General features: G+C 36.3%; 27 protein-coding genes and 1 other annotated feature. All 27 genes read left to right on the plus strand.

Going from position 1 to position 21,714, the window contains the following annotated elements; translation table 11 throughout:
- Nucleotides 1-2: 2 nt before the first annotated feature.
- The 27 genes from HYG86_RS15510 to HYG86_RS15640 all read left to right on the plus strand — a co-directional run bounded on the left by HYG86_RS15510 (nt 3) and on the right by HYG86_RS15640 (nt 21,654).
- A complete protein-coding gene (locus HYG86_RS15510; protein ID WP_213166473.1) occupies nt 3-611 on the plus strand; it encodes a glycerol-3-phosphate acyltransferase in 609 nt (202 codons plus the stop codon).
- 172 nt (nt 612-783) lie between these two features.
- The gene (locus HYG86_RS15515) at nt 784-1,383 is read left to right on the plus strand and encodes a PRC-barrel domain-containing protein (RefSeq protein WP_213166474.1); all 600 of its coding nucleotides are present in this window, start codon (nt 784-786) and stop codon (nt 1,381-1,383) included.
- A complete protein-coding gene (locus HYG86_RS15520) occupies nt 1,383-1,583 on the plus strand; it encodes a hypothetical protein (RefSeq protein WP_246451828.1) in 201 nt (66 codons plus the stop codon). Before HYG86_RS15515 ends, HYG86_RS15520 begins: the two co-directional genes overlap by 1 nt.
- Nucleotides 1,584-1,610: 27 nt before the next feature.
- Nucleotides 1,611-2,009: a hypothetical protein gene (locus tag HYG86_RS15525; protein ID WP_213166475.1), complete on the plus strand. Its 399-nt coding sequence runs from the start codon at nt 1,611-1,613 to the stop codon at nt 2,007-2,009.
- 110 nt (nt 2,010-2,119) lie between these two features.
- A complete protein-coding gene (locus tag HYG86_RS15530; protein ID WP_213166476.1) occupies nt 2,120-3,190 on the plus strand; it encodes an AI-2E family transporter in 1,071 nt (356 codons plus the stop codon).
- A gap of 67 nt (nt 3,191-3,257) precedes the next feature.
- Nucleotides 3,258-3,453, plus strand: a binding site (T-box leader).
- 517 nt (nt 3,454-3,970) lie between these two features.
- Nucleotides 3,971-6,574 carry an alanine--tRNA ligase gene (gene alaS, locus HYG86_RS15535; protein WP_213166477.1) on the plus strand — a complete coding sequence of 868 codons (2,604 nt, stop codon included), beginning with the start codon at nt 3,971-3,973 and terminating at the stop codon, nt 6,572-6,574.
- A 111-nt stretch (nt 6,575-6,685) separates the two neighbouring features.
- Complete coding sequence (locus HYG86_RS15540; RefSeq protein ID WP_213166478.1) at nt 6,686-6,943, plus strand: IreB family regulatory phosphoprotein; 258 nt, start codon at nt 6,686-6,688, stop codon at nt 6,941-6,943.
- Entirely contained in the window at nt 6,933-7,892 is a 960-nt protein-coding gene (locus tag HYG86_RS15545) for an aldo/keto reductase (protein WP_246451829.1), read from the plus strand. The genes HYG86_RS15540 and HYG86_RS15545 overlap by 11 nt, the downstream gene beginning before the upstream one ends.
- Before the next feature lie 15 nt (nt 7,893-7,907).
- Nucleotides 7,908-8,315, plus strand: coding sequence for a Holliday junction resolvase RuvX (gene ruvX, locus HYG86_RS15550; RefSeq protein ID WP_213166480.1), 408 nt, complete (start codon nt 7,908-7,910; stop codon nt 8,313-8,315).
- A gap of 34 nt (nt 8,316-8,349) precedes the next feature.
- A complete protein-coding gene (locus HYG86_RS15555) occupies nt 8,350-8,649 on the plus strand; it encodes a DUF1292 domain-containing protein (protein ID WP_213166481.1) in 300 nt (99 codons plus the stop codon).
- Nucleotides 8,650-8,681: 32 nt separating this feature from the next.
- The gene (mltG, locus tag HYG86_RS15560; RefSeq protein ID WP_213166482.1) at nt 8,682-9,752 is read left to right on the plus strand and encodes an endolytic transglycosylase MltG; all 1,071 of its coding nucleotides are present in this window, start codon (nt 8,682-8,684) and stop codon (nt 9,750-9,752) included.
- Nucleotides 9,753-9,805: 53 nt separating this feature from the next.
- Complete coding sequence (locus HYG86_RS15565; protein ID WP_213166483.1) at nt 9,806-11,026, plus strand: peptidase U32 family protein; 1,221 nt, start codon at nt 9,806-9,808, stop codon at nt 11,024-11,026.
- A 3-nt stretch (nt 11,027-11,029) separates the two neighbouring features.
- A complete protein-coding gene (gene udk / locus HYG86_RS15570; RefSeq protein ID WP_213166484.1) occupies nt 11,030-11,650 on the plus strand; it encodes a uridine kinase in 621 nt (206 codons plus the stop codon).
- 53 nt (nt 11,651-11,703) lie between these two features.
- Nucleotides 11,704-13,170 (plus strand): peptidoglycan D,D-transpeptidase FtsI family protein, encoded by a 1,467-nt coding sequence (locus tag HYG86_RS15575; protein WP_213166485.1) that lies wholly within the window; start codon nt 11,704-11,706, stop codon nt 13,168-13,170.
- Nucleotides 13,171-13,231: 61 nt separating this feature from the next.
- Nucleotides 13,232-13,915: an RNA polymerase sporulation sigma factor SigK gene (sigK, locus tag HYG86_RS15580; protein WP_213166486.1), complete on the plus strand. Its 684-nt coding sequence runs from the start codon at nt 13,232-13,234 to the stop codon at nt 13,913-13,915.
- A gap of 49 nt (nt 13,916-13,964) precedes the next feature.
- The gene (locus HYG86_RS15585) at nt 13,965-14,489 is read left to right on the plus strand and encodes a YqeG family HAD IIIA-type phosphatase (RefSeq protein WP_246451830.1); all 525 of its coding nucleotides are present in this window, start codon (nt 13,965-13,967) and stop codon (nt 14,487-14,489) included.
- Between the two features lie 57 nt (nt 14,490-14,546).
- A complete protein-coding gene (locus tag HYG86_RS15590) occupies nt 14,547-14,789 on the plus strand; it encodes a hypothetical protein (protein WP_213166487.1) in 243 nt (80 codons plus the stop codon).
- A gap of 173 nt (nt 14,790-14,962) precedes the next feature.
- The gene (locus tag HYG86_RS15595) at nt 14,963-15,691 is read left to right on the plus strand and encodes a shikimate dehydrogenase family protein (RefSeq protein ID WP_213169329.1); all 729 of its coding nucleotides are present in this window, start codon (nt 14,963-14,965) and stop codon (nt 15,689-15,691) included.
- A 107-nt stretch (nt 15,692-15,798) separates the two neighbouring features.
- The gene (locus HYG86_RS15600) at nt 15,799-16,866 is read left to right on the plus strand and encodes a GspE/PulE family protein (protein ID WP_213166488.1); all 1,068 of its coding nucleotides are present in this window, start codon (nt 15,799-15,801) and stop codon (nt 16,864-16,866) included.
- A gap of 11 nt (nt 16,867-16,877) precedes the next feature.
- The gene (locus HYG86_RS15605) at nt 16,878-17,855 is read left to right on the plus strand and encodes a type II secretion system F family protein (RefSeq protein WP_213166489.1); all 978 of its coding nucleotides are present in this window, start codon (nt 16,878-16,880) and stop codon (nt 17,853-17,855) included.
- A gap of 11 nt (nt 17,856-17,866) precedes the next feature.
- Nucleotides 17,867-18,301 carry a prepilin-type N-terminal cleavage/methylation domain-containing protein gene (locus HYG86_RS15610; RefSeq protein WP_213166490.1) on the plus strand — a complete coding sequence of 145 codons (435 nt, stop codon included), beginning with the start codon at nt 17,867-17,869 and terminating at the stop codon, nt 18,299-18,301.
- Nucleotides 18,294-18,647, plus strand: coding sequence for a hypothetical protein (locus tag HYG86_RS15615; RefSeq protein ID WP_213166491.1), 354 nt, complete (start codon nt 18,294-18,296; stop codon nt 18,645-18,647). The genes HYG86_RS15610 and HYG86_RS15615 overlap by 8 nt, the downstream gene beginning before the upstream one ends.
- On the plus strand, nt 18,634-19,098 hold the full coding sequence (locus HYG86_RS15620; protein ID WP_213166492.1) for a prepilin-type N-terminal cleavage/methylation domain-containing protein: 465 nt from the start codon (nt 18,634-18,636) through the stop codon (nt 19,096-19,098). Before HYG86_RS15615 ends, HYG86_RS15620 begins: the two co-directional genes overlap by 14 nt.
- A complete protein-coding gene (locus tag HYG86_RS15625; protein ID WP_213166493.1) occupies nt 19,089-19,481 on the plus strand; it encodes a hypothetical protein in 393 nt (130 codons plus the stop codon). Before HYG86_RS15620 ends, HYG86_RS15625 begins: the two co-directional genes overlap by 10 nt.
- Nucleotides 19,472-20,911 (plus strand): CBS domain-containing protein, encoded by a 1,440-nt coding sequence (locus tag HYG86_RS15630; protein ID WP_213166494.1) that lies wholly within the window; start codon nt 19,472-19,474, stop codon nt 20,909-20,911. The genes HYG86_RS15625 and HYG86_RS15630 overlap by 10 nt, the downstream gene beginning before the upstream one ends.
- The gene (locus tag HYG86_RS15635; protein ID WP_213166495.1) at nt 20,898-21,158 is read left to right on the plus strand and encodes a late competence development ComFB family protein; all 261 of its coding nucleotides are present in this window, start codon (nt 20,898-20,900) and stop codon (nt 21,156-21,158) included. The genes HYG86_RS15630 and HYG86_RS15635 overlap by 14 nt, the downstream gene beginning before the upstream one ends.
- The gene (locus HYG86_RS15640) at nt 21,121-21,654 is read left to right on the plus strand and encodes a shikimate kinase (protein ID WP_213166496.1); all 534 of its coding nucleotides are present in this window, start codon (nt 21,121-21,123) and stop codon (nt 21,652-21,654) included. Before HYG86_RS15635 ends, HYG86_RS15640 begins: the two co-directional genes overlap by 38 nt.
- Nucleotides 21,655-21,714 lie beyond the last annotated feature (60 nt).

Here is a 21,714-nt window from a genome sequence, read left to right on the forward strand (position 1 = left end):
ATATGAATAGTTATTTAGTTGCATCTTTTGCAGGCTATTTTCTAGGTTCCTTTCAAACAGCGTACTTTCTAGGTAAGATTATTAATAAAATTGATATTCGCGAACATGGCACCAATAACGCTGGAGCTTCTAACGTAACTACCGTTATGGGCTGGAAATATGGTGTGGCCACAGCCCTTGTGGATATTTTAAAGGGTATTGTAGCTGTGCTTTTTATAAGATTTTTCGTTTCAAAATCCGAAATTTTTCCGTTTATAGCAGGTAGTACTGCTGTCTTAGGCCATATTTTCCCCTACTACCTAGGCTTTCGAGGTGGCAAAGGGCTAGCAACTATGCTAGGAATGACACTGGCCTATGACTATAGGATTGGATTGATTTTATTTTTAGTTGTTTTAATTATAACTATAGTAACAGACTATATAGCCCTTGGAGCAATAGTGATGTACTCACTATTTCCAATATTGACTCTGTATTTTGGCCATCCAATAGAAGGGGTTTATATAGGAATAACCCTTGCACTTATAGCTTACTTTAAGCATTATGGAAATTTTATAAGGATAAAAAATAATGAGGAAAGCGGTCTCAGAGCCGCACTAAAAAGTAGAAAATAAAAAGGTTCAACTAAAAAAAACGCCAGGGGCGTTTTTTTAGTTCATACAGAGTTTTCCACTAGGGCTTGGGTAATGGGAGCTGAAAAATAGTCAGTAAAACTTATGGCTTAAAGTTTGAAGAATTACTTTGCAGTAATATGTAAATACTAAACCAAAGGAAAGGGGTGAGATTTTGATAAAAGTAAGTGATGTTTTGGGGCTTCCCCTTCTTTCAACTTCTGAAGGTGAGAGATTAGGGATGGTTCATGAAGTTTTATTGAATCTTGCTAAAGGTGTGATAACAGGCTTTATTTTAGAAAACGGTGGTTTTTTACGGGAAGCAAAAATAGTTGATATAAGTCAAATAAAGAATATAGGAGAAGGTGCAGTAACTGTGCCTTCTGGTGAACTAAAATTTGAAAAGAATCTTGAAAAATTCAGTGACTGCCATAAATACAAAGAGTTCATAACTAAGCCAGTATTTACTCAAGCAGGAAAAAGCATAGGTATAATTCAAGATGTTTTTGTTAATGAGACCAATGGTCATATAGTAGGTTTTGAAGTTTCAGAAGGTCTTATTCACGATATATTAGAAGGAAGAGGTATAATTCCTTTGCCAAAGTCAACAATATATGGAAAGGATACAGTGGTTGTACCCAATTATGTTATTGACTTTTTCGAGAAAAACAGAGGGAAAAAAGAGATGATGTTAGAAAGACTTACTTCCCTAGAAGCAATTTGGGAAAAAGCTGAGGAAGGGGCAGACTACTGGTCAAATGTAGAACAATATTGATGGAGGTTGATCAAGCTATGTTATGCCCTGTTTGTAGTGGAAAAGATATAGGTAAAGTTGCTAACAATCAATTTTACTGTTGGACCTGTTTTGTTGTTTTCAATGTTAATAAAGGAAATAATATAACGGGTGTTTACGATGTAGATGATGAAGGAACTTTAGTTTCATTAGAGGATGACGAGTATTCATTAGATATGTAGTTTAGGCTATTTTAGGAGGTGAATTCCTTGAGACGAGGTTATGTTAAAGGTTTAGTAATCGGAGGTCTAATCGGAGTAGCTTTGGGTAAGATGTGGAAAAAAAGAGAACAACGGGATGAATCAAGATTCTTTGGTAATGATGGATATAGTGATTATAATGATCTTACTAAAGATCGTTTAGATGATGATTTTGATGAAAATGCCTACTTAAACGAGTTTAGTCAATATGACGACGATCATGAAGAAGAATATGAACATCATGATGCCCATGATAAAGTAATCAATAGATCACAGCCTTATATTAATGAGTTTGCAGAAGAAATTCATGATAGTGAAGATACTAGAGTATTGAATGAGTACCTTCCTAGGAGAAGGAGAATAGCAAGAGTTCAAAACACAAAGAGACAAAAAGGTGGTAAACACTAAAATTAAGCCGGCAGTCTAAGTAATTAGGCTGCTATTTTATTTATTATTTTAATGGTAATGTTTTCATTACCGTATAAAAATGGTATAATGTTTTTAAGGAGGTGCTGCCCATGACTCTAAGGGAGTTTTTTTCAAATAAATACGTCGTGCTTATAACTAAGTTAGTAATTATAGCTCTATTACTAACAGTAGTTTATACATACAGGCTCCAAATCATATCTTTAATAATACCATTATTTGTAGCATTAGTTATAGCATATTTACTGAATCCTATTGTAGTATTTCTTCAAAATAGGAAAGTACCTAGAGGCGTTGCTGTATTAATAATATATCTGTTATTGTTCGTAATGTTGTTTGCATTAATAAATAGATTTATACCAGTTGTAGCAGGAGAGATAGCTAGGCTGCAGAGTTTTGTTCCTGAATATACAAGATATACCACGGATTTCATATTAGATATAAACGATCAAATAAACAGACTTGAACTACCAGAAGCCATACAGCAAAGCATCCAAGATACAACCCAAAACATTGAGTTAAGGCTAACTGGTTTTTTAGAATCATTACCAGGTATCGTTACAAATATAGCCCTAGGAGCATTTCAGGTATTTCTAGTTTTAGTGTATACATTCTACCTGCTTAGAGATTACTATAGTGTACAGGAATTTCTGTTTAAGCTAATATCACCTAAGAGAAAGCAGACTGTAATAAAGGTTTTAAGGGAAATAGATGAGTCCATGGGGAACTACATTAGAGGTCAATTTATTAACTGCCTTTTCATTGGTGTAACTTGCTATATAGGATTAAGGATATTAAATGTGGATTTTGCATTGATTTTAGGTATAATAGCTGGTATAACAAACATCATTCCTTATTTCGGACCATGGATTGGTGCTGTTCCTGCTATAATAGTAGCTGCCTTTACAGACCCTATGCTAGCTTTAAAAGTTATAATTTGGTATGTAATAGTACAACAAATCGAAAGCAATGTTGTTGCACCACAGGTTTTGGGGAAAAAGATGGGAATGCACCCTCTTTTAGTTATATTCTCTTTAATAGCTGGTGGAAAATTCATGGGGATTTTAGGTATGATAATAGGGGTTCCAGTTGTAGCTATAATTAGAATACTGTTAAAGAACTTTTTTGCACGCTATCTACCTGACGGTATCTTTAGAAAATAGTTTTTTGTATAGAAATGTTTGACAAAGGATAACTTAAATAATATAATATACACAAATTGGATATAGTTTAGTTTCTATGATAGGAAAAGTAAGTTGAATAAGCACTTCAAAGAGAGAGGGTCCATGGCTGAAAGACCTTTCAAGTGCAGCAACTGAAAGCTACCCTTGAGAAATATGCAAAACATATCGTTGGCTACGTTATAGCTAAATTAAGAGGCCTATTCAGGCAATTAGGGTGGTACCGCGGATAATCCGTCCCTGTTGAAATAAATCAACAGGGGCGGTTTTTTGTTTAGCCGCAGTGAGCAGTTCGTGAAAAAGATCAAAACCAGCCTCACACTAACCTTCACTAGCTAAATGGCTTACAATTTACTATTAGTCACGGGCCATTACTGTCAAGATTCCTGGATGTTCTTTACACGGCACCCTTCGGGTATCACTGGCCAATGGGGCTACGAAACAGGGAAATATTACTAGTTTCCTTTTCCGTGGGGGACAGATTCAGATAGCTAATTTAATCCGAGTTATAAAGGTTTGCCGTGACTATAAAGTAAATATTAAATCTTTGATCTCGTACGCTTTTTGGTCTTTGAATAGTGAAGAGTAGTGGTAAATAAAAGACCATCAAAACCAGCCCCCGCAAAAGCAAATAATAAAGTCCTACTTACATGTCTAGTGATGAAAATGGTGGATGGTTTGTTGGTGTACATGGTGTCTAATGTTTAAGATATTTTAAAACTTAAGTTTTTATTGATTATACATTGAAAGGAGCAATACAAAATGAAAACAAATGAAATAAGAGGTCTATATTTACAATTTTTTGAAAAGAAAATGCATGACGTACTAGACAGTGCATCACTAATACCACAAAATGATCCCAGCTTACTACTTGTAGGTGCTGGCATGGCACCATTTAAGGATTATTTTACTGGTAAAGTTAAGCGAGATAACCCAAGGGTAGCCACATGTCAAAAATGTATTCGAACAGGTGATGTTGACAATGTTGGTAAAACAGCAAGGCACCATACTTTCTTTGAGATGCTAGGCAACTTTTCCTTTGGAGATTACTTTAAAAAAGAAGCAGTATCTTGGGCATGGGAATTCTTGACAGAGGAGCTAAAACTTGACCCAAACAGGTTATGGCCATCAGTTTATGAGGAAGACGATGAAGCTTATGATCTATGGAAAGATATGATTAAAGTGCCAGAAGAGAGGATTGTAAGACTAGGTAAGAAAGATAACTTTTGGGAAGTAGGAGTAGGTCCCTGTGGTCCCTGTTCTGAAATCTATGTGGATCAGGGGGAAAAATACGGTTGTGACAGCCCAGACTGTAAGCCGGGGTGTGACTGTGATAGATACTTAGAAATCTGGAACCTAGTTTTCACACAGTTTGATAAAGATGAAGATGGTAACTACCATCCACTGACAAATAAAAATATCGATACAGGTATGGGACTTGAGAGAGTTGCATCAGTTATGCAAGGGGTAACCAATAACTTTGAAATAGATATCATATTCCCCATAATTGAACAAGCAGAGAAAATGTCTGGAAAGAAATATGGTGTTAATGCTGAAACAGATATTTCTTTAAAGGTTATAGCTGACCACCTAAGGGCAACGGTATTTATGGTTTCTGATGGAGTATTACCTGGCAATGAGGGACGTGGTTATGTCCTAAGGCGCCTTTTAAGAAGGGCAGTTCGCCATGGTATGCTACTGGGAATCAAAGAGCAATTTATGTACAGACTTGTTGATACTCTTATTGAACTAATGGGGGATACCTACAACGAAATCCAAACCAAGAGGGATTATATAGTTAAGATAATAACCATTGAAGAGGAGAAGTTTGCTCAGACATTAGAGCAAGGTTTGCAACTTCTTGAAAACGAACTTGAAAAACTTAAAGATGGTGAGATCTTCCCAGGGACTACAGCGTTTAAATTATACGACACCTACGGTTTTCCACTGGATCTAACAAAAGAAATTCTTCAAGAAAAAGGTTTCACTTTAGACGAAGCTAGCTATAAGAGTGAATTGGAAGCCCAAAGAAACAGAGCAAGGGAAGCAAGGGGAGAAGTTGAGGCAATGGGTAGCCAAGAAACCCTAAGCTTATCTTCTTTAGACAAGAGTAAGTTCGTTGGTTATTCAAAACTAACTGAGTCAGGGGATATCAAAAGCATCCTTGTAGGAAATAACGAAGTTGAGATATTAGAATCAGGTCAAGAAGGAAGTATAGTGTTAGAAAATAGCGTGTTTTATCCCCAAGGTGGTGGGCAACTTGGCGACAGGGGAGTTATAAAAACCCAAAGTGGTACATTTGAAGTTTTAGATACCCAGAAAAAAGGAAGCTATATCCTGTTAAAGGGTAAGATTTTAGAGGGAAGTATTACGACAGGGCAACAATCTGAAATGGCTGTTGACCAGATTCTAAGGGCAAAAACTCAATATAACCATACTGCAACTCATATCTTACACAAGGTTTTAAGAGAAGTCCTAGGTACCCACGTAGAGCAAGCTGGATCTGAGGTAGGTCCAGAGAGGTTGCGCTTTGACTTTAGTCATTATGGAGCATGTACTTTAGAAGAACTTAAACTAATTCAAGAAAAGGTCAATACCATCATCGGAAAATCCCTACCTGTAACTACTGAAGAAACAGACATTGACACAGCAAAGAAAAAAGGTGCAACAGCTCTTTTTGGAGAGAAATATGAGAAACATGTAAGGGTAGTATCCGTGGGAGACTATAGCTTAGAACTATGTGGAGGTACCCATGTAAAAAACACATCAGAAATTAGGTATTTCAAAATACTCTCTGAAGGTGGTATAGGATCAGGCCTTCGCAGGATTGAAGCGGTTACAGGGGAAAAAGCATTTGAAATATTAGAAGGATTCCAACAAGACGTTGAATTCATAGCAGATTCTCTAAAATGTCAGACCAGCGAGGTTGTGCAAAAAACAGAAACACTTGTTCAAAAGCTTAAAGACCAAGAAAGAGAACTGAATCAGTTAAGACAAAAAATGGCTGGCTCACAAAAAGATGATATTTTAGCAAACAAAAAACAGATAGGCGACCTTGAAATTTATGTAAGTAAAGTAAATGTTTCTGATGCCAATAACTTAAGGGATTTAGCTGATAGCTTAGTTGAAAACAAAGAAACAGTTTTAGTTGTGCTAGGTGCTGTCATAGGGGATAAAGTTAATTTTGTTGCTAAAACAACTCCCCAAGGTGTAAAATCTGGGGTGCATTGTGGTAAAATAATCAAGGAGGTAGCTCAAACAGCTGGTGGTGGGGGCGGCGGTCGCCCAGATATGGCCCAGGCAGGTGGGAAGTTACCTGAGATGATTGATGAAGCTTTAAGTAAAGTATTACCATTCTTTGAATAGTAGAAGATTTTGTGGGAAAAATTTATTAATATAAGTTAAAAATTAGAGGAAAGGTATCTAATTTTGTCGAATAATAATAATAACAAACTAAAATGAAGGGGGTTGGACAAAATGACCGAATCCCAACAAACGATGAAATTCACAGCCCAGAAAGAAATCGTTGATGTTAAAGAGGTCTTGACAGATGTATTTAAAAGTCTAGAGGAAAAAGGCTATAATCCCATTAACCAAATAGTAGGATACTTACTATCTGGTGACCCGGCTTACATTACTAGTCATAATAATGCTCGTGTTAAGATTAGAAAACTAGAGCGAGACGACATCTTAGAAGAATTGGTTAAAAGTTATATCGATGTTGTTGTCAAATAAGGATTATAGAAGATTAGGACTTACTGATTTAAAAGTTTCACCCATATGTTTTGGTACATTAACAATTAGCCCTCTTCAGCGGAACTATTCCATTGAAGAGGGCAACACCCTTTTAAGAAAAGCTTATGAATTAGGTATAAATTTTGTGGATACTGCTGAAATATATGGAACCTATGGATATATACGAGAAAGTATAAAAAGATCTGGTTTCAGGCCAATTATTGCCACAAAGGCATATTGTTATGACGTAAAAACCGCAACAAAAAGTGTAGAAAGTGCTTTAAAAGAGTTAGATACGGACTACATAGATATTTTTTTATTGCATGAACAAACATCCTATCATTCAATAAAAGGTCATCAAGAAGCTATTGAAACATTGCTAGAATACAAGGTTCAGGGTAAAATAAAACATGTGGGAATTTCATGTCATACCATTTCAGCGGTACAGGGAAGTTTCGCCTTCCCCGAAATAGAAATAATCCACCCCATTTACAACATGAGGGGTATTGGTATAGCCGACGGGTCCAAAGAGGAGATGTTAAAGGCTATAAACACCGCCGTTGATATGGGAAAGGGTATATATGGTATGAAAGCTTTAGGTGGAGGACATCTTATTAAAAATAAGGAAGAAGCATTAAAACACTGTTTTTCCATGAAAAGTTTTTCTTCTGTTGCCATAGGGATGCAAACTGTTGACGAAATAGTGTATAATATAAGTATATACTTAGATAAAGCTAAGGAATACCAAGATATAGCACGAAGGCTTGAAGGTAAGAAAAGGGAAATTTTAATTCATGATTGGTGTACAAGCTGCGGAAAATGTAAGGATGTTTGTCCCCAGAAAGCTTTAAACCTTGGAGTAGAAACAATGGAAGTAGACACAAAGAAATGTGTTTTTTGTGGTTACTGCGCAAGGGTTTGTCCAGATTTTTGTATTAAAGTTATATGATAGGAGTGTTTTTATTTGAGAAGTATGGGCTTGGATTTTGGGGAAAAGACTATAGGTGTTGCTGTTTCTGACCTACTTGGATTAACGGCCCAAGGAGTAAAGGTAATCAGGCGAAAAGAAGAAGATGAACTAAAAGAGTTAGAATCAATTATAAAGGAATACGAAGTATCCACTATTGTTTTGGGGCTACCTAAAAATATGAACAACTCATTAGGGCCCAGGGCAGAGAAAACTCAGGATTTCGCGGAGGTTTTAAAAGAGAAATTCCCTGATTTAAAGCTTGTATTTCAAGATGAAAGATTGACGACTGCACAGGTACAAAGGCAGCTTATATCTGCGGATGTTAGTCGGAAAAAGAGAAAAAAAGTAGTTGATAAAATGGCCGCTATGCTTATTTTACAGACTTTTTTAGATAGAGGTTAATAACTAAATTTTAAAATAAAAGGAGAGTTTAAAAATGGAAAATAATATTGATGATGTAAAAATAGTTTTAGTTGATGAGGAAGGAAATGAGCATTCTTTTGTAGAGTACGAAAGAATTTTTATGGAAGATGACAGACAATACGCCTTACTTTTAGCGGTTGACGAGTTAGATGATGATGAAGCAGAGCTATATGTATTTAAGATTGAAGTGGATGAAGAAGGTGAAGACAACTACACAGTTGTTGAAGATCCACAAGAAATCGAAGAAGTGGAAAACGCATACCATGACCTAATTGAATATGATGAAGAAGATGAGGAAGACGAAGAACTTTAGAATGCAAATCCAATAAATGGGAGGGGAGACCCATGGGCCTAGTAGATAATGTATCAAAGCTAGCAAAAAATTTACTAGCAAATATGTCAAATAGGGCAAAAGTTTTATTGGGGATAGCAATAGCCATATTAGTGGTGTTTATAACGTTCTCCGTGGTGGCTTATTCACAAACACTACCACCAGGAAAAGGAGAAAATGAGCTAACAGTGGATATACCTATCGGAACTTCCACTGTTCAAGTTGTCAATAAGCTTGCGGATAATGGGCTTATTAAGAACAAGCTTTTGTTTAGACTTTACCTGCGTCACAATGACTACGAAGGTAAATTTCAAGCTGGGAGCTACCAGCTACATGATGGACTAAGCTATGGTGAACTTGCTGAAATACTACTCTCTGGTCAAGTACAAAGGGAAGGTATTCGTTTTACTATTCCTGAGGGTTTTAAAGTTGAACAAATAGCTGAAAGGCTAGAAAACATAGGTATAGCAGATAAAGAAGTATTTTTAAATCTAGTGCAAAATGGTGAATTTGACTACTGGTTTATCAATCAAATCCCCCAGGATGTGGATTATCGTTTAGAGGGATATCTGTTCCCAAACACATATGAAATACATGTGGACTCTACTGAATGGGATATTATAAATGTTATGTTAGGTCAGTTTAACAAAGTATATAATGCTGATTTTATAGAACGCACCGAGGAGCTTGAGTTATCTGTGCACGAGATCGTGACATTGGCATCTATCGTTGAAAGGGAAGCCATGGTAGATAAAGAAAGACCCATTATTGCAGGGGTATTCCATAATCGACTAGATATTAATATGCTTCTTCAATCCTGTGCAACCATCTACTATTTTACAGGAAGGGAGTTTATATTGAACTCCGATACTGTTATTGATCATCCATATAACACTTATAAGTACCCAGGCTTACCCCCAGGGCCAGTTGGTGCACCAGGGGCTAAGTCACTGGAAAGTACACTGTTTTATGAGGATACAGACTATTTATTCTTTGTTACAAAAAAAGATGGAAGCTCAGAACACTATTTTGCTAAAACCTATGAAGAACATCGGGCAAATGATAGAAAGAGTCGAAATAATTAACAATAAGAACGTGGCCTAAAAAACCACGTTCTTATTGTGGAAGGGTGGAATATATGAAGAAAAAGCCAGAACTTTTAGCCCCCGCTGGGGACTTGGAAAAACTAAAAGTAGCTATCGCCTATGGGGCAAATGCGGTTTATTTGGCAGGGAAGAATTTCGGACTAAGAACAAGGGCAACAAATTTTTCGGAAAGTGAGCTTTTAGAAGGCCTTTATTATGCACACCAAAATGGCGCTAGGGTCTATGTAACCCTAAATATATTAGCTCATAATGAAGATTTAGCTGAGCTTCCTAAGTTTGTCCGCTGGTTGGCAGCAGTGGGTGTGGATGCAGTTATAGTATCTGACCCTGGTATAATTGCAATAATTAAAAAAGAGGCACCGGACCTTGAAATTCACATGAGTACTCAAGCCAGTGTAACCAACTATGCTGCAGCAGAGTTTTGGAAATCCCAAGGTCTTACAAGGATTGTTCTTGCTAGGGAGTTATCCCTAGATGAAATCAGGGAAATCAAAGAAAAAGTGGAAGTAGAGATCGAAACCTTCGTCCATGGGGCCATGTGCATGTCTTACTCTGGAAGATGCCTACTAAGTAATTTTATGGTAGGTAGAGATGCCAACAGGGGAGACTGTGCTCAACCTTGTCGTTGGAAGTACAAGCTTGTTGAAGAGAAAAGACCTAACGAACATTATCCTGTGTATGAAGATGACCATGGAACATATATCATGAGCTCTAAGGACTTAAGAACCATTGAGTTTCTACCAGACCTTATGAAAGCTGGCATAGATAGTTTTAAAATCGAAGGAAGAATGAAAAGTGTAAATTACGTTGCCACAGTGGTGAATGCATATAGACAAGTTATAGATGAAATATATGAAAAAGGCGACGATTATTCTTTTGATGAAAAGTGGTTTGATGAACTATCTAAATCCAGTCATCGTCACTTTACATCAGGCTTTTATAAAGAAAAAGCAGGCCCTTCAGCGCAATCCTATGACAGCTCACATTATGTTAGGGACTTTGAGTTTGTGGCTCTTATAAGGGAAGTTGAAGAAGATGGTGTTACAGCAATTATTGAACAAAGGAACAATTTTAATTTAGATCAAAAACTAGAGTTACTCCTTCCTGGAGGAGTTGTTAAAGATGCTAAGATACTAATTATGTGGGATATGGAGGGTAACTCAATAGTTAGTGCACCACATCCGCAACAGGTACTTAAGGCAGTATTTGACTCTGAAGTTAAGCCCTATGGTATTTTGAGAAGGGAGAAATAGTAGATGGAAAGACCTATGATTATCGGGATTGCTGGGGGTACCGGTTCTGGTAAAACAACAGTGGCTAAGAAGGTATTTCAATGCATAAACCAAGAACAAGTTGCAGTTATAGAACATGACGCTTATTATAAAGATCAAAGCCATATTGAGTTTGAAGACAGGCTCAAAACAAACTATGATCATCCCTTTGCTTTTGATACTGAACTTTTGCTAGAACATCTTTTAAGCTTAAAGAAAGGCACTGCCATCGAAAAACCTGTTTACTCCTTTGTTACCCATACAAGACAGCTAGAAACAGTGAGAGTGGAGCCTAGAAAGATAATTATTCTAGAGGGGATTTTAATTTTAGAGGATGAAAGAATTAGAGATCTTTTAGACATAAAGGTGTATGTAGACACTGATGCAGATGTAAGGATTATTAGAAGGATGTTGAGGGATATCAAAGATCGTGGAAGAACAGTGGATTCAGTAGTAGAGCAATATTTATCCGTTGTTAGACCAATGCATTTGCAATTTGTGGAACCATCTAAAAAATATGCAGACATTATTGTCCCCGAAGGCGGGGAAAATCTTGTTGCTATCGATATTTTGGTGACAAAGATTTTAGCACTAACCAATAGTTAAATAGTATAATAAACACCTCTCAAAATGTACAAAATATATGAGAGGTGTTTTTTATGTTCTATAAAAGAATGAAGATTGTATTTACTATGTTTTTACTGATCATGTTCTTTATGGTTTATAAAGTGGGATACTACTCAATTATATTACATAAGCAATATACACATTTGAGCGCCAGTCAAAGGCTAAAGACCTACATGTACAACAGCAACAGAGGTGACATCTTAGATAGAAAATTAAAGCCTCTTACAGATAGGGATAGTGAGACAGTGGTTGTATACTCGCCAAATATGGAGAATGAAGACGTCAAGGAAGTACTTGTGGCAGAGCCATATAGTGAAACAAATGATTTAGTAGATGGTTCTTATGTGGTGGAAAGAACAACGAGAAATTCTGGGGTAGCTGCACATCTTATCGGTAATGTGGGTTATGCACGTTTTCCGAAACTATATGGATTAAGGGGAGTTTCTGGCTTGGAAAAGCAATATGATGACAAGCTAGCCGGTGTGCCAGCAAGAGTAGCACTAATTGCAGATAGCATGGGAAGACCCATTATGGGGATTCCCCCGTATAATATAGAGGGGGACAAAAACAAGAATAACCTAGTCCTTACAATAGACGCAGATATTCAAGAGAGTCTCGAGTATGTTATAGACACTAAAAACCTCATTGAAAGGGGAGCAGTTATTGTTATGGACCCCTATAATGGTGAGGTTATAGCCATGGTTAGTAGACCTTCCATGAATTTTTTAAACATTGATGATGGCAGCCATCTAAATAAAGCCATACAAATAAACAAAGGCTTTCACCCTGCTTCTGTATTTAAAATAGTAATTGGTCTATACGCACTGGAAAATGGTCACAGTCCAAATACAAGCTATACATGTAAGGATATGTGTATTTATCCCCATGGTCACATTACGTTTCGCGAAGGCATAGCCAAATCATGTAATGAGGTTTTTTATCAGATGGTTTTGCAATATGGGCCAGAAGCAATATTGGACTACGCCAAAGGGCTGGGGTTTGGAGAAAAAACAGGTATAGACTTAAATGGAGAGAGTAATGGAATGCTGCCTGAGATAGATACTGTAAAGGGGGCCCAGGGGAACAGGCTATTGGCAATGGGGCAAGGTCAGCTTGAGGTAACACCCATGCAAATTGCTAAGCTTACGGCCATGGTGGCAAATGGAGGTTATGAGGTAACACCTAAGGTTGTGGGATATTTAGGTAAAAACCCAAATAAACTATATGGATTTAGAAACCTAGGACCCAGGACCCTCTCTAAAGAAAGTGCAACACAGATGCAAAAAATGATGGAATTAACAACAAAGATTGGTACAGCTAAAGCCCTAGATGGTTTCGGAGCAGTGAAAACAGGAACTGGGGACAATAAAAATAGATGGATGACAGGTTACTTTCCTCAAGAAAACCCTCAGTATGTTGTGACAATTTTTGTGGAAGAAGGTTATGGACAAAGGATTTCTTCTGTGACAAAAGAAATTGTAAAAACTATATTTAATTAGTAACAATTGAACCCTTTTAAACATAGTATATTAATGGACTAATTTAAGGGGGCGATAATTGATGATATTAGCATTGCTTACAGTCATTAAAGAACTTTCAATGCTTGTCTCTTACGTAAAAAATAACTCTTTCCCACATCCTCTTTCAGATGATGATGAAAAGGATTATCTAGAAAAGCATGCAGCTGGGGATAAGATTGCTAGGCAGAAACTGATAGAACATAATCTAAGACTTGTTGCACACATAGTAAAAAAGTACGATAACACAAAAATAGACAATGATGATCTTATTTCTATCGGAACAGTGGGTTTGATTAAAGCCATAGATACATTTAATATGGAAAAGGGAATAAAACTAGCTACTTACGCAGCTAGGTGTATTGAAAATGAAATTCTTATGCAAATAAGGTCAAACAAGAAAAACCGTGACGACATGTCTTTAGAGGAGCCCCTAGGTATAGATCAAGAAGGTAATGAATTAACTCTTATGGATATACTAGGTTTAGAGACTGACTTGCTTGAAGAAGTTGATGTAAAGATGAGCATCGAGAAGATGAGAACTTTACTAGACAAACTATCAAAAAAAGAGAGGTTTGTCATAGATAGGCGTTATGGACTTTTGGATGGTAGGTACTACACCCAACGTGAAATAGCTGGGAAATTGGGGATTTCTAGGTCCTATGTTTCTCGGATTGAGAAAAAAGCAGTACGTAGGCTCACTAAAGAATTTAAGAAAAACAGTTAATTGTTGGTATATGAGGTTTATGGTATAATATTCGTACTAGTATTTGGAGGTGATTCACATAAGCATATTAAATTCTTTAACACCAAATTTATACTTAGATACAGTATATGATCTAGAAATTGAAAAGCTTAAGAAAAATGGAATTAACACTATTATCACAGATCTTGACAATACCCTTGTTGGTTGGAATGATCCAAGGCCTGATGCTAAACTTGTTAGATGGTTTGAAAATCTACAAGAGGCGGGGTTTAAGATAGCAATAGTTTCTAATAATAGTGAAAACAGAGTGGCAGAGTTTGCAACTCAAGTAGATATACCCTTTATTTCAAAGGCCAATAAGCCTAGAAGAAGTCCTTTTAAAAGGGCAATGGAGTTACTTCAAAGTACAAAAGCTGAAACTGCAGTAATTGGAGATCAGATTTTTACAGATGTACTAGGTGGTAATAGGACAGGGCTTTTTACTGTGTTGGTGATACCCATAAACCCTAAGGAGTTCATAGGCACTAAGATTGTAAGACAGTGTGAAAAGATAGTTTTACGCCATTTAGCTAAAAAAGGGCGTATTCCTTCATAAAAATATGAATAAAATGACACCCCTTTGAATAGAATATCTCAAAGGAGGTGTCTTTTTATGGAAAACACAAAAATTGTTACTGTTTTTAGAAAGGTACAGTGGGATAATTTTGATATCCTGAAAATTATTAAGGAAGCTGTGGAAGAGGCGAGAAGTGAGCAACCAGAGGTAGCCCAGTTAAAGCTAGGAGATATAGGGATGAAGAGATTTGAAAACCACGTACAATTAAACCTATACTTTGTGGACCCTCCTAGGAAAGAAGAAGCTGCCCAAGAAGAACTTGAAGAAGTAAGTTCGTAGGCTTTAAGTAAGTAGTTTACTTAAAATCATATTATATTTACAAAATCTAACCCCGGTAACGGGGTTTTTTGTTGTTGAACTAATGAAACATAAGTAATAATAACCTTTTGTTTAAAGGTTTTTATTACTTATGTTAAAATAAGGTAACAAAACTCATAAGGAGAGTCGAAAATATGAACAAATATTGTCTGATAGGCTATCCCATAGAACATAGTCTTTCACCTAAGATGCACAATAAGTGGTTTCACCGCTATGGCATCCATGCCCATTATAAATTAGAAGAGGTGAGGCCAAGGGAACTTGAAACCAAAATCCGCTACCTAACAAAAAACTACAGTGGTTTCAACGTCACATACCCTCTAAAAAAAGAGATAACCCCATACCTAGATTGGATTTCACGGGAGGCAAAGGACCTAAAAAGTGTTAATACTGTGACTGTAGAAGAGGGGAAGCTGCTGGGCTACAATACAGATGTTTTCGGAATAAAGCAAGTCATTGGAAAGATACAAAATGACCACTGCTACATTTTAGGCAATGGCAACATGGCAAAGACTGTTATTCATAGTATAAATTCAAGGGATATCACAGTGGTATGTAGAGATATAGATAAGGCAAAGAGGGACTTAGAAAAAGACCATATTAACTATATAACATACCATGAATTTAAAGAGCACCAGATAAGCCATAAACTAATCATCAATACCCTTCCTCTAACATTAGATATAGGTGAAATTTTGCTTGGCAAATATGAGAATACCTTGCTGGACTGTAACTATAAAGTGAGAAATAATTACAATATCAGGGTATACCTTGACGGCTTAGAAATCTTAATACATCAAGGAGCAGAAGCATTTAGAATATGGACAGGGAAGACTCCTGTCGTTGATGGAATATTGGATTAGTCAAAGGTATTTTTTGTGGTTTTAATATCTTAACTAAAATTAATAAATAAAAAAAAGGAAAATTGACAGAATCTGTAGAATTTTAGCAATAAAGGAGGTGCTAAACCATGGAAACCTTTAAAACATCGGAGAAAATCAAAGAGATAATCCAAAGGGCTTACAACCAAAACGCCAGCGATATACACCTACACCCCGAAGTAGGTAAATACCTACTAAAGTATCGTATTGATGGCTTACTTGTGGACATACAAGAGTTAAATATAGAAGAAACCGCCCTCCTTATAAGCAGTATCAAGGTAATGAGCAAGCTAGACATAGCACAAAAGCGAATACCCCAAGATGGAAGTTTTAAGATGCCATTAAAATCAGCTAATGTTGACCTAAGGGTTTCCACTGTTAATACAATAAAGGGTGAAAAAATTGTCCTTAGGCTATTTAGGGAGAACCCTTCCATCAAAACCTTTAAAGAATTGGGGCTGAATCAAGGACAACAACAAATATTCAAAGAACTATTAAATATAAAAAGCGGCATGTTACTTGTGACAGGACCTACGGGTAGTGGAAAAACAACTACCCTTTACACAGCCCTTTCATATATAAAGGATAATACAAAAAACTATATAACCATCGAAGATCCCGTGGAATATCAACTAGATGATGTTACGCAAATCAATGTGGATGCAAAAATAGGCCTTGATTTCCCTAAAGTACTAAGAGCTGTGTTGCGACAAGACCCCGATGGTATACTGATAGGGGAAATTAGGGATAAAGAGACAGCAGAGATAGCAATAAGGGCATCTCTTACTGGCCACATTGTACTTACCACATTGCATACAGAGGATTGCCAATCTGCTATTTTAAGACTAGTGGATATGGGGATAGAAAGATATTTGCTTTCCGGTGCATTAAAGGGGATCATATCCCAACGTTTAGTAAGGGTTAGCTGTGGGTGTGAAGGCATAGATAAAGATTGTAGATGTAATGGTACTGGATATTTCAATCGTACAGGCATCTTTGAGCTATTGCCTGTTAATGATTCCATGAGAACTCAGATTATAGAAGGAAAAAGAAACTTTAAATTTAAGGATTTATACCTAACACTAAAGGAAGCGGGGCAGGAAAAAGTAAGGGAAGGTATTACAGATACAAAGGAAATATATAGGGTTATTGGGTAGGGGTGATACAATTGAAGGATAAAGAAATGAGAGAATTTTTATGGGATTTGTACTACTTAGTTGAGGCAAATGTACCCATAAAAGAAGCATTTGAAACCATGATAGATACAAATAAGAAGCATAATGAATTTTATATAAAAGTAGTTGATAGTTTAGCTGAAGGAGCTACCCTTGCCGATGGGTTAAAAGAGGCTGGCTTTAACAACTCCTACTATATAAATTTAATTGACATAAGTGAAAAGGGAAGTTTCTTAAAAGAAATGCTCTATGATATATGCAACCTTTTAGAGGAACAAGAGAAAATTAAGTCATTATTAAAAAGTAGCCTTATATACCCAGCAATACTCATGATTTTTGCTCTTATTACCATGGTTTTTACTTTTACATACGTAATACCATCTGTCTCAAATATCTACACCGTACTTGGTGTGGAACAAAATATTGCAGTAAAGGTTATATTGAGAATCAACATACTGTATCCAGTACTCATGGGTTTAGGCCTATTCATAACCCATACCTACTTTAAAATCAAAAGGGAAGACTATCATAGAATTTTTCTTGTTGGTAGTTTGATCCAAAATCTAGATAAATTTCTATACTATAAAATGCTCACTAATTTACTACATAGGGGTATACCTCTCTATCAGGCCCTAGAGATTTTCAGTGACTATCCAAGGAAACAGCTAACTAAACTCTGGGCTACCATAAAAGAGGGGTTATATAGTGGTATGACTTTTAATAAAGCAGTGGAAAATGCAGGTGGAGAGAGCCCTTTGGTGATAAACTTCATTAAAATATCAGAACAAGGTGATGATCTAGCATCAGGGACAAAGAGGTGTGAGGTATTTTACCAGAAGTCTTTAGAAAAAAAACTTCTTTACTTTAGTAAGGTTTTTGAACCCATGGTTATTGCAGTAGTTGGAATAACTGTAACCACTGTTGTTCTTACATTACTACTTCCACTTTACCAGCTCTTTCAGAATATGTGAGGGGGATTACTATGGACGAAAGGGGATTTACGTTACTTGAGATTACTATAACCATGGCAGTGTTGTCACTGGTATTCCTACTAGTTTTTTCACTACCCACAAAAGCCACTGATCACCTTACCATGGAGCAAACTATCTACCAAATTGCAAATGACATCATATACGCTAAAGAATATGCAAAAACACACACTGTCACTTTGGGATTCACCATATCCACAAGGGATAGCTACTATGTAATAAATAGAGGGAATAAAGAAATCCTAAAGGGTTATATTCCCAAGGAGTACACCATTTCCACAGGGTTTGCTAGAAATGAGTTCTATATAAATAACAGTGGTGGAGTTAACTTATTTGGATCAATAACCCTCACAGACAAGGATGGGAAGCAGATTTGGCTCACTACAACTATTACCTCAGGAAGGGTTAAGGTGTATCTTAATGAATAACAAAGGAGCCATGTTGTTAAGTGTAGGCTATGGTGCTTTGCTCGCTGCACTATTGGGGATCATATTTGCAACATCTGTTATTTTGGTTTTACAAGGAACAAAACGTGATGAGCTACACCTACAGGGAGTTATTGAGGCCAATAATATAATAGCAATTTATAAGGCTAAGGATTTAGATGAACTTATGAACAATAGCTATAAATTAGAAGGAATTTCCAAATTTAATGGAGAAATAAATATATATAAGGATAATGAATTTATAGTTTTAGATGTAATTCTCCACTATAGTTACAGTAATAAAGATGACTTAGTTAATGTGAGGGGTTATCGATATGTGGGGGAATAAGGGGTTCACCCTGCTAGAGATGGTTGTGGCAGTAGCACTTATAAGTTTAATCTTACTAGTAATTGCATCCATGATCTTGACATACACAAACTCATGGGACTACCTTAGGGATTCCGGTGAAAGGGATTATGCAATCAGGACCATAAGCACGTTTTTTCACAAGGAAGTTAAACTCATGGACCTAGATAAAGAAATCTATGTGGATAACAACAACATTAACCGTGGGAACAGACTTAATTATACTGTGAAAAATTCCACAACAAAAAGCTATATCGATAGTCTGCATGCTGCAAGTAGTGGATTAATAAGCCTAAGGAATCATGATGGCACAAGGAGTATAACAATTGCTGACAACGTATCTTTCATCCACTTTACTGTTGACGAGGACTTTTTGCATATTGTTTTTAGGATTAAAGGAGAAGAGTATGGTATGGTGATACCATGGCAGTAAGCAAAAGGGGAAGTATAAATATATTTGTGCTGGTAATTATGTTTATAATACTGGGAGGAATATCCATACTAATTTACCAGTACGGAAGACAAACGGAAACAAACCAAATGTTTTATATTAAAAATCAATCCATGCAGATGGCTTTAGCTGTGGAAGAAAAATTTTTAAGTAATTACACCGAACTAAACTTAGGACACTTTGATGGAATAATAGAAGATGGCAGGTACTGTGTTAGCATATCTGAACATGAAAATAAGAAGAAAATCTTCATCATTGTGGAATATAGCGGTGTCCCTTTTACAATAGAGATAACTCTTGACAATGAAGGGCAAATAGAGAAAAGACTTGACAATGTACCGAAAGGGGAGACGTTATGTTGGTGAATAGTTGTTTAGAGAAGGATTTTGTAAAAGCAAAACCTGAAGCTTCAGTCTTCGAAGTGATTGAGATAATGAAAGAAAGGGGTTCATCATGTGGCTATGTGGTAAATTCTAAAGATGAATTAGTGGGTATGATAACAAGTAGTACCATCTACGGATTTATTACCGATAACTTAAGTGTTGATTTAACAATAGATCAAATGATGATACCAATTAAAGAAATTAGGTATGTATACCCCGACACAGGTTTGAAAAATGTAATGGACGTATTTACTAAATATGATGTAAAATATCTACCTGTACTAGAATCTGCTTATAGCTTTAAGATGGTTGGTTTTGTCAGTCATAAAGAAATACTTAAGCACTACATGAACTGGCAAATGCAAATACAGATGGAAAATCTTCAAGAAAAGAGAGCCAGGGAAATACTAAATTCTTTAAATGAAGGCCTTATAGTTGTAGATAAAGACTTAATCATCAGAGAGTTTAACCCAGCTGCTGAGATTTTGACAGGGTTAAAGGCACAGGATCGTATAGGAAAAAGGTCATCTAACATAAGTAGCAAACCATCCATAACTGAAATTGTCATGAGCACAGGTCAGGCTAGGTACAATGTGGAGACACAGATGCAAGATGGAAGGGTTTTTTTAGTAAATTATGTCCCTATGCGTCATAATGGGAGTGATAAAGTTACAGGTGTTATACAAACATTTACAGACATGACTAAGATTAAAACCTTACAGGTGCAATTATCTAAAACAAAAGAAGAACTAGATAAAGCTTTCGCACTGACTTTGCCAAATTCTAAGGTTGAATATAAGTTAAAAAGCACCCCTGAATACAGGGATGAATATGATTCAGATAAGTCTACAATAAAAATCACTGAAACCATTGAAGGTGGGGGCTATTTGCATGTTGTTAACTGTTTAAAGGTTGCAGCAGACTTCAATGAAATGGGGCTTATGAAGTTAATAGGAATTAACAAGGATACATTAGTTGAAGCCATAATCTTTCACGATTTAGGTAAATCCCAACCTAATTTGAAGGTTGGAGATGTGGTCACACCTGAAGAAGCCTTTGAAGAAGGAATATTTCATGCTGGTAGAAGTGCTGATCTGGCAGATAAATTCTACGGAAAAGATGAAGATGTGGTTAATATAATAAGGTACCATCACCATACTGAGGAGATGCTTCCTAAGGACTTCCCAACACACCTTTTACCATTACTTAGACTTTTCAAGGTTATCGACGGGTTATCTGCAGCTTTAACAAGACGTAGTGCAAAGGTTACATACAAGTCTGAGGGTTCTAGACTAATAGTATTTGAAGAAAATAAGCATCCGAAGTATAATAGAGTATTAGAATTAGATTTATATACTGGAAGAGGTTCAGAAAAACCTTTAGGAGGAAAAATAGAAGATGGAGTTAATTAACTATACGGAGATCATGGTTAAAGAACAACTAGAAGAAGTAATTATGAGTAGTGAAGTATGCAGATGTGAGCAATGCAAGCTAGATATCATGGCAATAGCATTAAATAATTTGCCCCCACGATATGTGGTAACGGAAAAAGGAAGGATATTTTCAAAGGTACAAGCCTTCAATACTCAAATCAGCGTAGATGTGGTAGGAGCGATAACGGATGCAGTTAACAAGGTTAAAGGAAAACCTAACCATTAGAAGAATAGTATTTATAGGCTTTATGGGTTGTGGGAAAACAACCATATCAGAAGAAATCCAAAAATATATAAATGAGCCATTGTACAACATAGATAAAATAATACAACTGCAAGAACAAAGGACTATTTCTGATATATTTTTTCATAGGGGTGAAAAATTTTTTAGAGATACAGAAGAAAAAATCATCTCATCCCTAACTATGAACTCTACGGGCATTATTGACTGCGGCGGCGGAGCTGTTGAACGAGAGGTCAATATGCGACACCTGGGGACATGGGGCGAAGTCTTTTGGCTTGACTGTCCATTGGAAATTATTCAAAAGAGGGTAGAAAATAGTGATAGGCCACTTTTGCAAAACAAGGGTCACAAAGAGCTGAAAGATTTTTATCTAAGACGTAACCAGCTATACAAAAAGTACAGTAAACATAGAATCGATTCTTCAAGGGAAATACAAATAATAATTAACAATATAATGGAAATACTAAGCAAGGGATAAAAAAATCTCCTCCTTTTAAATAAAGGGGGAGATTATTTTGCTTAAGGAGATGAATTTGAG

The organism is Alkalicella caledoniensis, assembly GCF_014467015.1.
Classification (GTDB): domain Bacteria; phylum Bacillota; class Proteinivoracia; order Proteinivoracales; family Proteinivoracaceae; genus Alkalicella; species Alkalicella caledoniensis.